9 protein-coding genes and 1 tRNA gene are annotated in these 12,385 nt (G+C 34.1%); 3 read left to right on the forward strand and 7 right to left on the reverse strand.

Features of this window, described 5'->3' with window-relative positions:
* Positions 1-41: 41 nt before the first annotated feature.
* Together G7A72_RS00610 and G7A72_RS00615 are read right to left on the reverse strand one after the other, a co-directional pair.
* The gene (locus tag G7A72_RS00610) at positions 42-1,799 is read right to left on the reverse strand and encodes an adenylate/guanylate cyclase domain-containing protein (protein ID WP_241258555.1); all 1,758 of its coding nucleotides are present in this window, start codon (positions 1,797-1,799) and stop codon (positions 42-44) included.
* 95 nt (positions 1,800-1,894) lie between these two features.
* Entirely contained in the window at positions 1,895-2,338 is a 444-nt protein-coding gene (locus G7A72_RS00615) for a hypothetical protein (protein ID WP_165151027.1), read from the reverse strand.
* A 376-nt stretch (positions 2,339-2,714) separates the two neighbouring features.
* On the opposite strand from G7A72_RS00615, the gene G7A72_RS00620 reads away from it, so the two are divergent.
* Positions 2,715-3,596 carry a YitT family protein gene (locus tag G7A72_RS00620; RefSeq protein ID WP_113665991.1) on the forward strand — a complete coding sequence of 294 codons (882 nt, stop codon included), beginning with the start codon at positions 2,715-2,717 and terminating at the stop codon, positions 3,594-3,596.
* Positions 3,597-3,739: 143 nt separating this feature from the next.
* Complete coding sequence (locus tag G7A72_RS00625) at positions 3,740-4,783, forward strand: NAD(P)-dependent alcohol dehydrogenase (protein WP_165151028.1); 1,044 nt, start codon at positions 3,740-3,742, stop codon at positions 4,781-4,783.
* A 233-nt stretch (positions 4,784-5,016) separates the two neighbouring features.
* Here G7A72_RS00625 and G7A72_RS00630 read toward each other — a convergent pair whose 3' ends face one another.
* The 3 genes from G7A72_RS00630 to G7A72_RS00640 all read right to left on the reverse strand — a co-directional run bounded on the left by G7A72_RS00630 (position 5,017) and on the right by G7A72_RS00640 (position 9,774).
* Positions 5,017-6,309 (reverse strand): O-acetylhomoserine aminocarboxypropyltransferase/cysteine synthase family protein, encoded by a 1,293-nt coding sequence (locus G7A72_RS00630; RefSeq protein WP_165151029.1) that lies wholly within the window; start codon positions 6,307-6,309, stop codon positions 5,017-5,019.
* Between the two features lie 28 nt (positions 6,310-6,337).
* The gene (locus tag G7A72_RS00635) at positions 6,338-9,193 is read right to left on the reverse strand and encodes a TonB-dependent siderophore receptor (protein ID WP_165151030.1); all 2,856 of its coding nucleotides are present in this window, start codon (positions 9,191-9,193) and stop codon (positions 6,338-6,340) included.
* Between the two features lie 507 nt (positions 9,194-9,700).
* Positions 9,701-9,774: transfer RNA gene (locus tag G7A72_RS00640), tRNA-Arg, on the reverse strand.
* Positions 9,775-9,876: 102 nt separating this feature from the next.
* Between G7A72_RS00640 and G7A72_RS00645 the strand changes: the two genes are divergently transcribed.
* The gene (locus tag G7A72_RS00645) at positions 9,877-10,389 is read left to right on the forward strand and encodes an adenine phosphoribosyltransferase (RefSeq protein ID WP_113665987.1); all 513 of its coding nucleotides are present in this window, start codon (positions 9,877-9,879) and stop codon (positions 10,387-10,389) included.
* Here G7A72_RS00645 and G7A72_RS00650 read toward each other — a convergent pair.
* Together G7A72_RS00650 and G7A72_RS00655 are read right to left on the reverse strand one after the other, a co-directional pair.
* On the reverse strand, positions 10,386-10,526 hold the full coding sequence (locus tag G7A72_RS00650; protein WP_113665986.1) for an SsrA-binding protein: 141 nt from the start codon (positions 10,524-10,526) through the stop codon (positions 10,386-10,388). The two genes, G7A72_RS00645 and G7A72_RS00650, sit on opposite strands and share 4 nt — an antisense overlap.
* Positions 10,527-10,598: 72 nt before the next feature.
* Entirely contained in the window at positions 10,599-12,380 is a 1,782-nt protein-coding gene (locus G7A72_RS00655; protein ID WP_165151031.1) for a M56 family metallopeptidase, read from the reverse strand.
* Between the last annotated feature and the right edge of the window lie 5 nt (positions 12,381-12,385).

Genomic DNA, 12,385 nt, shown 5'->3' on the forward strand with positions numbered 1-12,385 from the left:
TTAGAGATTAACTAAAAGTGTTTCATTTCCAATATTTAATTTTACTGTGTAATAGAATCGTTGACGAAATACATTTTCATCATTCCTTTATTTTTGACTTCAATCTCGCCTCTATATTCACAATCAAAGTCATTTTTGATAATCTGATACGTATGTTCAGAAATATTAATTCTTCCTGGCTCCGAATTCGATTCCATACGGGAAGCAATATTTACGGTATCGCCCCAAATGTCATACGAAAATTTCTTGATCCCAACCACTCCGGCTACTAAAGGGCCAGTATTAATGCCGATTCTTATTTTAAAATGAGTTTGGTTTTGCGTAATTAATTCTTCGGATATGTCCACAAAACGGGCAATTTCGAGTGCTGCGAGTGTCATTTTATAAGCATGATCTCCAGTTGGAAATGGTAAACCACCTGCGCACATATAAGCATCACCAACGGTTTTTATCTTTTCAAGGTTGTATTTTTCCATAATGGTATCAAATTCCGAGAAATAGTAATCGATGCTTTCCACTAGTTTCTCGGGAGGCAGTTTTTCAGCATAGTTTGTAAATCCTTCAAAATCAGTAAATAAAACCGTCACCGATTCGAATTTTTTAGCTTGTACTTTTCCGTTTTTCTTTAATTCAAGAGCCGTTTCTTCCGGCAAAATATTCAGCAATAGATTATTAGAACGATTTTTTTCTTCTTCAATAATGCTGTTCGTTTTTTTTACAAATTTATAGCGTCGGTAAAATCCGATTGTGATTACCAGAACTAAGAATAAAGAAATTGCTGTTATGTATATGATGTTTTGTTGTCTTTTATCTTTCAATTTCTGGATTTCCGAATCTTTTTCGAGTAAATCGACTTCAGTTTGCTTTTGTGAAACTTCATAATTCGTTCGTATATCTGCCATTTGTTGCATTGATTTTAGGTTGGTTAAGCTGTCCCTGTATGCAATATGATTCTTGTAATATGAGAATGATGCCGCCATGTTTCCGGTTTTCTGATACAGTTGTGACAGTTTCAGGTTAGCATTGCTGATTTGTTCTTTAAGTCCATATTTTTGAGCCAAGTTCAGACTTCGTTTAGCATAGCTGAGAGAAGTTTCCCAATCATTTAAAGCTAAATAAATGTCAGACATGTAGGATAGGTATTCTGAAATGGCATAGTAATCTTTTAATTTTTCCAGAATTTTTACAGCTTTACTAATGTAGGCCTTTGCAAGATTATTGTTGCCCAGTTTTGCATGTACCATTCCAATATTACCCAAACTATACGCAGTGCCAATTAAATAATCGGCATTATCGAAAATGATACTTGATTCTTTGAAATATTTCAAAGCTAAATTATATCTTTTGTTTTTGGAATATTCGTCTCCAGCATTTAATAAAGCACTGGCTAACGATATAGAATCATCGGTTTTCCGTAATAAATGGATTGATTTGTTATAGTAAATTTCGGCATTATCAGCATTCCCCATAATCGAATATACATCAGCAATAGACATGTAAGCCACGCCTTCGCCAATAATAAATTTAGCTTTGATTGCTGCTTCAACACTTTTGAAAAATGCGTTTAAGGCTTTGTCTAAATCGCCTCTGAGCCTATTTTTATTCCCTTTTTGGTAATATCCGCGATGTAGATACAAATAGTTTTTTTCTAACTGAGAGAGCGCAATAAGTTCATCGGCATATTTTAGTGACAATTCGAGATTATTAACTTCATTAAAAGATAAATTTCTCAGTAATTCTAATTTCTCAGAATTCGCCAGGCTATTTTTATGATAGATCTTCACAAGACTATCAGCCACTTTTTGATTTTGTGCAAAAGAACTTAGGAACTGGAAAAATATAAAAAATACAGAAAATAAGATTTTGACAAAATATTTAAAATCTCTCAAAAGTATCATGGGTTTGCAGCTAATTTTGGATCGATGTGAAATGATTTAGAAGAATTTCCATCAGCATAAACACTAAAACTGATAGTGTATTTGTCGAGTTTATGAACCAAATTGGAATCATTTTTAACCTTAGCAACTGCGTTTCCGGATCTTCCTCCAGAGCCGTAAATGGTAGTAACATCAAAAAAGTTCAAATCTCGGGATTCCGGTTCGTTAAAAATACTGTCAATGGCAACGGAATAGCCTTTGTCATTTGTCACACCAATCCATCTGACATCTTGGTTGAGGTATACGTTAGATAAAAAGTCTTTCAAAGTTCCGTTTGGAGATCTTCCTGCATTATCATCAGATAAGGAACAAGCGTTATCAATATCCTCCTGTGATGGATTGCTCATTGCGTAGAGACTGCTGGCTTGAACAGTCAATGCGATTACTACTTTTTTGCCCATGATTATTATATTTAAAATTTATTAAATAGTAACACAAATAGACCAGTATAGAATGAGGCAGCGGTAATTAATATATTGATATTTAGTAGTTAGAGGTCCGATTATAATATCAAATTTAATGTTTTTTTCAAGATCAACATCAGTTTACTATGCATGCATCACTCCTATAATTATCTGTTTTTATAAAATTATGAAATGGAAATCCGACAGGAATAAAATTGTGCATGAGACTATTTTATGAATACCAAAATAGAAAATTAAGAATAGATGTACAAAAAAATAAATCAAATAAATATCTAAGTTATTACTAGTCAGTAAATTGAAGTTTATTTGTTACTTTAGTAGAACCAAAGAATAGTAATTAAAATAGATCGTTATGATTACTGATCAAAATTCAATCAATTGGAAAAAAATATTTTGTTTTAAAAATATTAGTTTAAATTTAGTAGGAGTAGCCTTGATAACCCTTGCTTTAAAAGGTTTTATGATTCCAAATAAATTTTTGGATGGTGGAATTATCGGGATTTCAATATTGGTTCATGAAATTACAAAATGGCCTTTTGGAGTCTTGGTATTAATGTTTAATATTCCTTTTTTAGTCATTGGAAACCGAATGTTAGGTAAAACATTTGCGTTACAGAGTTTTTTGACCTTCTTGTTAATTGCTGTCAGTATGACTTTTTTAGATGTGGATCCCGTGACTTCAGATCCGCTTTTGATTGCTTTGTTTGGTGGTTGTCTTATTGGTTTAGGTATGGGTTTGTGCATCCGAAGTGGTTCTACAGCTGATGGAGTAGAAATCTTGGCGCTATTGACTACAAAAAAAATTGGGCTTAATGTATCAGAAGTTATTTTTGCATTGAATACATTATTGTTTCTTACAGCTGCATGGTCTTTTGGAATTTCTACGGCTTTGTATTCTATTGTCACTTATTTTTCAGCCGTAAAATCTCTGGATTATATATCCCATGGTTTAGAACAATATACTTCATTGCATATTATTTCTTCCAAAAGCGACTTGATTAAATCATTGATTGTCCAAAAATTTGGAAAAGGAATTACCGTTATCAAAGGAGAAAGAGGCTATTTACCAGACAAATTTGATGTCAAATTAGATTGTGATATTATTGTCACCGTGGTAACCCGACTCGAACTACTCCGAATTAAAGAAGAAATAAGAAAACTAGATCCTAAAGCATTTATGTTTATTCAGTATATCAAAGAGGCCAGTGGCGGTATTCTGCGAAGTATGAATTAATATTGATCTGATGCTACTTATAATTAATGATGCCAGCGCTTACTATTCCAACTAATAGAAAAATAATAATAAGTGGGAATTATGCAATAGGTTTAAAATGTAAGCTTGAATAAATTTCATAATTTTATAAAAAATTATAAATTATGATACCAACGAAGGGATATGCAGTACAGGATGCTAAAACGGATTTAGCTCCATGGAATTTCGAAAGAAGAGAATTAGGACCGCATGATGTGCAATTTGATATTCAGTTTTGCGGTGTTTGCCACAGTGATCTTCATCAAATAAAGGATGATTGGGGAGGAGCAATATACCCGATGGTTCCCGGACATGAAATTGTAGGGAAGGTGGTCAAAGTAGGAAGTCACGTAAAGAAATTTAAGGTAGGTGATTTAGCGGGAACAGGTTGTTTAGTCGATTCCTGCAGGACTTGTGAAAACTGTCAGGAAGGATTAGAACAGTTTTGTCTAAATGGAAGTACAGGAACCTATAATGCTTTAGGGCAAGATGGAAAAACACCTACTTACGGCGGGTATTCGGATACGATTGTTGTTCATGAAAATTTTGTTCTGCATATTTCAGATAAATTGTCTTTAGCTGCTGTAGCACCTTTATTGTGTGCCGGAATCACAACATATTCTCCATTGAGACATTGGAAAGTTGGAAAAGGACACAAATTAGCTGTTTTAGGACTTGGCGGTTTAGGTCACATGGCAGTAAAATTTGGTGTTGCTTTTGGTGCTGAGGTTACCGTTTTGAGTACATCCGCAAGCAAAGAGGCAGATGCCAGAAAATTAGGGGCTCATAATTTTATAGTTACTAAAGATGAAAAGCAATTGGCAAGTGTTGCGGGTTCTTTTGACTTTATTTTAGATACGGTTTCTGCACCACATGATTTGAATTTGTATTTGTCTTTATTAAGAGTAAACGGAGTGCATATTTGTGTTGGAGTACCACCAACGCCTTATGAAATCCACGCTTTTAGTCTTATTGGAGGACGAAGAAGTCTTGCAGGTTCATTAATAGGAGGTTTACCTGAAACCCAGGAAATGTTGGATTTCTGTGCGGAACACGGAATTGTTTCTGAAATTGAAATGATTGATATCAAAAATGTGCATGAAGCGTATGACCGAATGACAAAAGGCGACGTCCGTTACCGTTTTGTTATCGATATGGCGACATTGTAAAGAGATTATAAAAGTAAAAACCCTAAACATTTTAATAATGTTTAGGGTTTTTTGTGACCTACTAGCAACCAATTTTCGAATCATTTTTATATAAGATCTGAAGCTTTGGAGTAGGTTATAATTTGTTTACTAAAGCGATTGAAGACATTAAATTTATTCTTAGGCCCATATGCACATAAAATAAGCATGTCCAAACCAAAGGCTCACTTTTCAACCAAAAAGAGTATGTATTTTTATATTACTTGTTGTTCTTTGATACTACTAAAAGCAATTTTCAAATCTGTCTTTAAATCTTCAATATCCTCTAAACCTACAGATAATCTAATTAAGTCTTTAGAAACCCCTGTTGCAATTTGTTCCTCATCAGATAATTGCTGATGCGTAGTACTTGCGGGATGAATAATGAGTGATTTAGTGTCTCCAATATTGGCCAATAGTGAAAATAATTTGGTTTCATCTGCTACTTTTTTAGCGGCTTCAAAACCTCCTTTTAATCCAAAAGTCACTACTCCACTTTGTCCTTTTAGTAAATACTGTTGTGCTAATGCATAATATTTACTTGTTTTGAGACCCGGATAATTAACCCATGCCACTTCTTCTTGAAGTTCTAACCATTGTGCTAATGCCAATGCGTTTTGACTGTGTTTAATAATTCGGAGCGGTAAAGTTTCTAATCCCTGAATAATCTGAAAGGCATTGAATGGACTTAGAGCCGCACCATAATCGCGCAAACCTTCTATTCTGACTTTTGCAATAAAAGCCGCGTTGCCCAATACTTCATTATACACTAATCCGTGATAACCTGCTGAAGGTTCTGTGAATTCGGGGAAGTTTCCATTCGCCCAATCAAAATTTCCTGCGTCAATAATCACACCTCCAAGAGAAGTTCCATTGCCGGAAATGTATTTTGTTAGGGAATGAATGACAATATCTGCTCCATATTGGATTGGATTTAATAAATACGGAGAGGCAACTGTATTATCAACAATGAAAGGAACTTTCAGAGATTTAGCCTCTGAAGAAATAGCTTTCAAATCTAGAACGTCTAGTTTTGGATTACCTAATGATTCGACAAAAATGGCTTTAGTATTTGGTTTTGCTGCGTTTGTAAAATTAGATGGATCTGTAGGATCTACAAATGTCGTGGTAATTCCTAATCTTGGTAACGTAACTTTCAATAGATTATAGGTCCCACCATAAAGACTGCTTGAAGCTACTATATGGTCCCCAGCTTTTAGTATAACCAAAAGTGTTGTTGCAATAGCTGCCGTTCCTGAAGCCGTAACCACAGCTCCAATTCCACCTTCTAAGGCTGCCAATCGCTGCTCTAAAATGTCATTAGTAGGATTGTTTAATCGGGTGTATATAAAGCCCGCTTCGGTTAGGCTAAATAAATTGGCAGCATGTTCTGAATTATTAAAAACATAAGAACTGGTTTGATATATGGGTACTGCTCTGGTTCCTGCATTTTTTGTTACATCGTGTCCGGCATGCAATGCGTTTGTTTCAAATTTTTGTGTGCTCATAATAGTTTATTTTTAAAGTAGTTAATAGTTAAAATTTAAAGCCTAATCGGGCAAAAACAAATCTTCCGTTCAAACCAAATTGTGAAACAGCTCTGGAATAGGCAAACTGATTGGCATTACTCAAATCAGCACTAGGTGATGGCGAAAGAGTTGGAGTAGTATTGGTAAATGATGGCGTTGCAGGATTGTTTCTGTCCGGATATACATCTCCAATATTATTAGCCCCGATTGTCAATCTGAATTTTTCAGAAACTTGGTAGCCAAATGATAAGTCAGTTACTATTTTAGCACTGTATTCCGGATGTTCGTAAACGGATGAAGATCCATCTAAATTCACATCTGTTGCACCAGGATCAGTAACGGCTCCGAAATAGCTGTTTCTGAAATAAATGTCTAATTTTTTGATGCCAAAAGTGGTTGCCAAATTCGCTTTAACCTTTGGAATCGCTTCTTCTAAATATACTTTGCTTGATTCTGGAAAAAAGGAATAGATATACTGTTCTCCACCAGCATCTATAATAGATTGAGGCACATTTAAACCGCCAACTCTTCTCGTTTGATTGTAACTAAGCGCAAAATCATTTTTGATGGTAAAATCTGGAATCACATTGTATTTGTGTGAAATAACTATGTCAATTCCTTTGGTTTCAGAGTTAATTCCGTTGGTCCAGAACGAAGCTCTTTCTACACCTTTCGTGTCAAATGCCTGTTGGAACAAAGTCAGTGCAGCTTGTTGCGTCGGCGTTGCTGATCCGCTTATTTGAGCATCTGAAGGCCTAGCATATTGTCCTGTTAATACAACACGGTCATCAATTCTAGTGAAATAAGCATCGGTTGCGATGGTTAAATTAGCAGATGGAATTTTAAACGTAAATCCAGTGCTCACACTTTTTGAAGTTTCCGGTTTTAAATTTGCCACACCAATACTTTTAGCAGCGTCTGAATCATTTGTAAAATAACCTACCTGATACGGGGATCCATTTATAAATTGTGTTGAACTACTTTCAAAATATTTCTGTTGCAATGATGGTGCTCTAAATCCTGTTTGCCCTGAAATTCTCCAATTGATATTGCTATTTAATTTTAAAAGTGAAGCCAATTTAAAAGTAACCGTATTACCAAAATCGGAATAATTTTCATAGCGTAAAGCTCCGTTTACAAGCCAATTTTCAAAAGGATTTAATTCTAAATCCAAGTAAGCAGCAACACTTTTTCTGTTTTTTTCTTTCGCATCCGAAGGCTGAAATCCAGAAAATCCTTGTGCTCCTGCGCCTCTTTTATTTCCGAAAAAATCAGTCACGATCAAGGGAGAACTACTGGCTAGATTTCCTGAAATAAAATCACCATTGGTATTATATAAACCGTAAGAAGCTTGTTCACCAGCCTGAATTTCATAATTTTCATATCTAAATTCCCCACCAAATGCAACATTTAATCCTTGTAAGAAATCATATTTTCTAGTTAAATCCAGATTGGTTGTACTTTGTAAAAAAGATACTTTTCCTGCATTGAAAGAGGAGGGAGAGTTTACTCCCAAAGTCGCATTTATTGTATTATTGACATTGTATTGAAAAGAATTCGTTCCTAAATTAGAACTAATATCGGTATCAAAGCCAAATAATCTTGTAGTAATTCCAATAGCAGAGGACACATCCAAAATTGTAGATCCTATTTCAGGTAAAAAACCATTTTGATACACTTGGCTAAAAGTTCCAGAGCCATTTGGAAGACGGTTAAAGGCATACGAATTACCGTTTCTATAAGAAACTCCACCAAATGAATACAAGGAAGTAATTTCATTTATGGGATATGCGGTATTGTAATATAGTTGCCCCGAAGCTAATTTTGACTGCCCAACGCTCATGTTGTAATCACTTCTCTGCTGACCTCTGTATGAAAGTTCATTATTAGTTACGTCAAAATTTAAGGCACTTTGTATTTGACTGATTGTTGTTGCAGTTGAAATTGTATTTTGTTGAGTAGAAGTAAAGTAATTTACTTGTGGTGCATATTGTTTAATTGTATTAATTATTTGACTAGAATTTGGTGTATTATTAATGTTACTAAACAAAGAATTGATAGCTGTACCGCCTTGTGCAGCTCTGTTTTCAACAGCATTGTAGGCATTAAAAATTGCGTTACTTCTTATACCAGCCCTGCTTGTAGCGTCCCTTGTAACGGCACTACCAGTGATATTAAGAAAGCTTTTTTCTTTTCCAAGAGAAGTTCCGTAATTTAAATCTAACTGTGCTGTTTGTCCGTCAATTCCTCCTTTGAAATTATTGGCTCCAGAGGATAAAAGCCCCCCATATTGTATCGTTCCTGAAATATAATTTGCGTCTTTTTTAAGTACAATATTTATAACTCCTGCAATAGCATCAGAACCATATTGAGCTGCAGCTCCATCTCTTAAAACTTCAATGCGATCAATAGCAAAAGATGGAATTGCGTTCAAATCCGTACCCACTGAACCTCTTCCTGGTGCACCATTGATGTTTACTAAAGCGCTTGTGTGTCTTCGTTTACCATTTACAAGTATTAAAACTTGATCTGGTCCTAAACCTCTCAATTGTGCCGGATCAATATGGTCTGTACCATCTGCAGTTGACGTGGGATTACTGGTAAATGAAGGTGCCACATAATTCAAAATTTGAGTTATACTGGTTTGTGGTGCTCCTTTTGTAATTTCAGATATATTCAAAATATCGATCGGTACAGGCACATCTGTTTTTACTCGGTTTTTGCTTCTGGAACCAATTACTATTATTTCAGATAATTCATTTTTTTTGATGGAGTCATTTTCCTTTTGGTTGATCTGGCTGTAAGTGGTTGAAAAGGCAACTAAGCTTACAGTTATTGCTACAATTTTTTTTGTTTTTTTCATTACTGATTGTTTGTTTTTTGTATTAGTACTTTTTTATTAATTTTTAATTTGGGCATAAAAAAACCCCTGCGGTATGCAGAGGCTCTATTTTATCTTTAGAAATAATTACAATAGTAGCTCTGCGGGATTAACCGTCATCATGCTACACATATTGTAATTATTTAATTTCATTTGTTCTGTTTTTTTGATGAGGCAAATTTGCAAACTATTTTTTACTCCACCAAGAAAAATCATAATTATTTCACATAGTCTATGGATTTAATAGGATAGTTTCAAATTAACATTACAAGTAGTTTCAAACAAGCTTATTTTTTGGCACACTTATTTTTAAATTTAGGGCACTATAAGAAAAACCATGTGCGAATCAATAAGGCTTAGTAGTGTTAATATGGCCTGGTACAGAATAGGGGTAATAAAGATGATAAAAGATTGAAGGTATAAAAAAGAAAAAACCCCTATTTTACAGGGGTTTTAGTTTCTTCGAAAGTTGACTACTTTCATATTTTGTGACCTTGACTGGATTCAAACCAGTAACCTCTTGAGCCGTAATCAAGTGCGCTATTCAGTTGCGCCACAAGGCCATTTTTTTGCTATTGATGTCTTAACTAAGGCGTCTTAGCGGGTGCAAATATAAGTATAAATGTGTAATTTGCAAGTCTAAAATTGTAAAAAAACAAAAAAATATGCCATTAAAAAAGTATATACGTGATATTCAGGGATTTCCTAAAGAAGGAATTTTGTTTAAAGACATCACTCCGTTGCTAATTAATCCCGAAGCAAGGAATAAATGCCTTGAAATACTGATTGAATCCTTGAAAGATAAAAAAATTGACAAGGTAATAGGAGTGGAAAGTCGTGGATTTTTCTTTGGAATGTTGATAGCTCAGGAATTGAATGTTGGTTTTATTCCAGTTCGAAAACCTAACAAGTTACCTTACGAAACCATTTCGGCGACGTATGATTTAGAATATGGAACAGATACTTTAGAAATTCATACCGATGCGATTCAAAAAGGGGATAGAATTCTAATTCACGATGATGTTTTGGCAACTGGAGGAACGGCAAGCGCAGTTTGCGAATTGGTGGAACGATTGGGTGGAGAAATCGTGCAATGCAATTTCCTGATGGAATTAGCTTTCTTGAATGGAAGAGCAAAAATTAAAGGAAATGAAATTTTTGCTGCAATTACGTATTAATCTAGCGCACGCGTCGTTACGTAGTACCTAAAACCAATAATTGCCATTTGCCATTTCTTGGCTTTTGCCAAATCCAAACGTTGCTTTGTGAAACTTGGTAAAATGACTTTGTTTATTTTGGCTAGAATTTTATACATAAGGTTTTATTTTGGACAAAGATATAAAAAAAGACGGTCTTGATTGAGACCGTCTAAATTGTGAATTTCTATTTATTTTCTTTCGTTAACTTTGGACTGGTATTCTTCCATTTGCTTTTCGTAGATTTTCATTTTTTTTTCAAAATTATCCATTTGCGCATGGAAAGGTTCCATTTTTTTGTCAAATTCAGCCATTTTTTTATCAAAGGCTTCCATTTCAGGTGCTAATGTTTCCATTTTTTTATTGAACTCTTCCATTTTTTTATCGAATTCTTTCCAAGCTTTTTTATCACCAGTGATAGGATTTCCTTTTGGAGCTTTCGGCGCTTTGGGAAAAACAGGTGCTTTAGGAGCTTTAAATTTAAAAGTTGGTGCAGTAGGAGGAGTTGGTGGCTCTGGTATCATTTCTTTCCCATCTAGATAGCTTTTAGTAATAATACGGATTGAGTTCTTAGTCGAAGTCCCCTCTTTTTGTACATTAACTGAACTTATATGATTTGGATTCATGCTTTCGGCCTCTAGCGCGCTTACTTTTTTTCCGTCAATAAAATATTCTGCATCACCAGGTATGCCATTTTTCTCTGTCGTAACCTTTGTAACGGTATAAGTATCTTTTGTTTTTTGACGTATAGTTACATTGTTAGGATCGACATTATCAAATCCCAAATCCGTTTTTTCTATATCAGAATTAAAAATACTTGTACTCCCTGTAGTTTTTCCTTTTGTTACAATTCTAATTATAGATTTGTTATTCTCCTTAATGATATCCATCGTTGTAATGTCATTAGGATTCGTGCTATCTAATTCCTCTTTGCTCACTTTTTTTCCATCAATAAAAATTTCTGTATTTGGATCAATACCTTCATTTTTGGAATTATTGACTACAAGTGATTTAATTTTTTTAATACTGTCTTTTTCTTGCTGGATTTCTAAAGTGGTGGTAACAGGATTTTTTGACTCCACTTTACTGGTTTCTTCTTTTACTTTTTCCTGAGCAATTACTTCAATTTGAAATAAAGATACAAATGCTACTAAAGCAGGCAGAACAAGCGTGTACTTCCAAGAATTCGATTTTTTTGATTGATTTTTGTTTAACATAACAATTCGTTTTTTGATTAATGATTGATAAAAATGATTAGTAATGGCAACACAATTTTCGTGTGTTGTTATTTTTAAAAGCGTGAACTGATACGCTTTTTTGTCGGATATTTTTTTGGTAGCTTCGTTGTCAGCAATGAATTCAAGATTTTGTAAAATCGCCTTTTTGTACAACCAAATTAACGGATTGAACCAAAAAAGGATACAAAACAGTCTTGAAATCAATACATCAACAGTATGATTTTGCTCACTATGCACTTTTTCATGTTCCAAAATATTTTCTAGTTCGGAACTGCTGTATAAGGACGAATTGTAAACGATAGTATTAAAAAATGAGAACGGAGCGAGGTTGTCTTGTAAGTCAATAAATTTAAAATCGGCTTGACGTTTTATTATTTTTCCTTTAAATACTTTTTGTAAACTGTAAAAATCAAAACCAAATTTAGTTAATTGAAATAATGCACCAACGCAGTACAGCACTGTTAATCCAAGATAAATATGTTCTACTGTATGGTCTTCATTTACAGTTGTAGTTATGGGCAATGATGACCAATCATAATTTACAGGACTAGGTTCGACCCATATTATTTTCGTAAAAACGACTATTGGCAAAAGAACGGAAGTAAATAAACCCACTAATAGAAACCAACGATTACTATTGAAAAAGGTTTCTTTTCGCAACATAAAATGATAAGCCAAATAAAACAGTGCAATTAATCCACTGGATTTGATGAGGTAGATATATAATGCTTCCATAAATA

This window comes from Flavobacterium sp. Sr18, from assembly GCF_011064265.1.
Classification (GTDB): domain Bacteria; phylum Bacteroidota; class Bacteroidia; order Flavobacteriales; family Flavobacteriaceae; genus Flavobacterium; species Flavobacterium petrolei.

Bases quoted from the DNA above. Each gene is read 5' to 3' on its own strand.
- G7A72_RS00630 (WP_165151029.1), bottom strand. From the start codon at position 6,309: ATGAGCACACAAAAATTTGAAACAAACGCATTGCATGCCGGACACGAT.
- G7A72_RS00625 (WP_165151028.1), top strand. From the start codon at position 3,740: ATGATACCAACGAAGGGATATGCAGTACAGGATGCTAAAACGGATTTA.
- G7A72_RS00655 (WP_165151031.1), bottom strand. From the start codon at position 12,380: ATGGAAGCATTATATATCTACCTCATCAAATCCAGTGGATTAATTGCA.
- G7A72_RS00650 (WP_113665986.1), bottom strand. From the start codon at position 10,526: ATGTATAAAATTCTAGCCAAAATAAACAAAGTCATTTTACCAAGTTTC.
- G7A72_RS00620 (WP_113665991.1), top strand. From the start codon at position 2,715: ATGATTACTGATCAAAATTCAATCAATTGGAAAAAAATATTTTGTTTT.
- G7A72_RS00645 (WP_113665987.1), top strand. From the start codon at position 9,877: ATGCCATTAAAAAAGTATATACGTGATATTCAGGGATTTCCTAAAGAA.
- G7A72_RS00615 (WP_165151027.1), bottom strand. From the start codon at position 2,338: ATGGGCAAAAAAGTAGTAATCGCATTGACTGTTCAAGCCAGCAGTCTC.
- G7A72_RS00635 (WP_165151030.1), bottom strand. From the start codon at position 9,193: ATGAAAAAAACAAAAAAAATTGTAGCAATAACTGTAAGCTTAGTTGCC.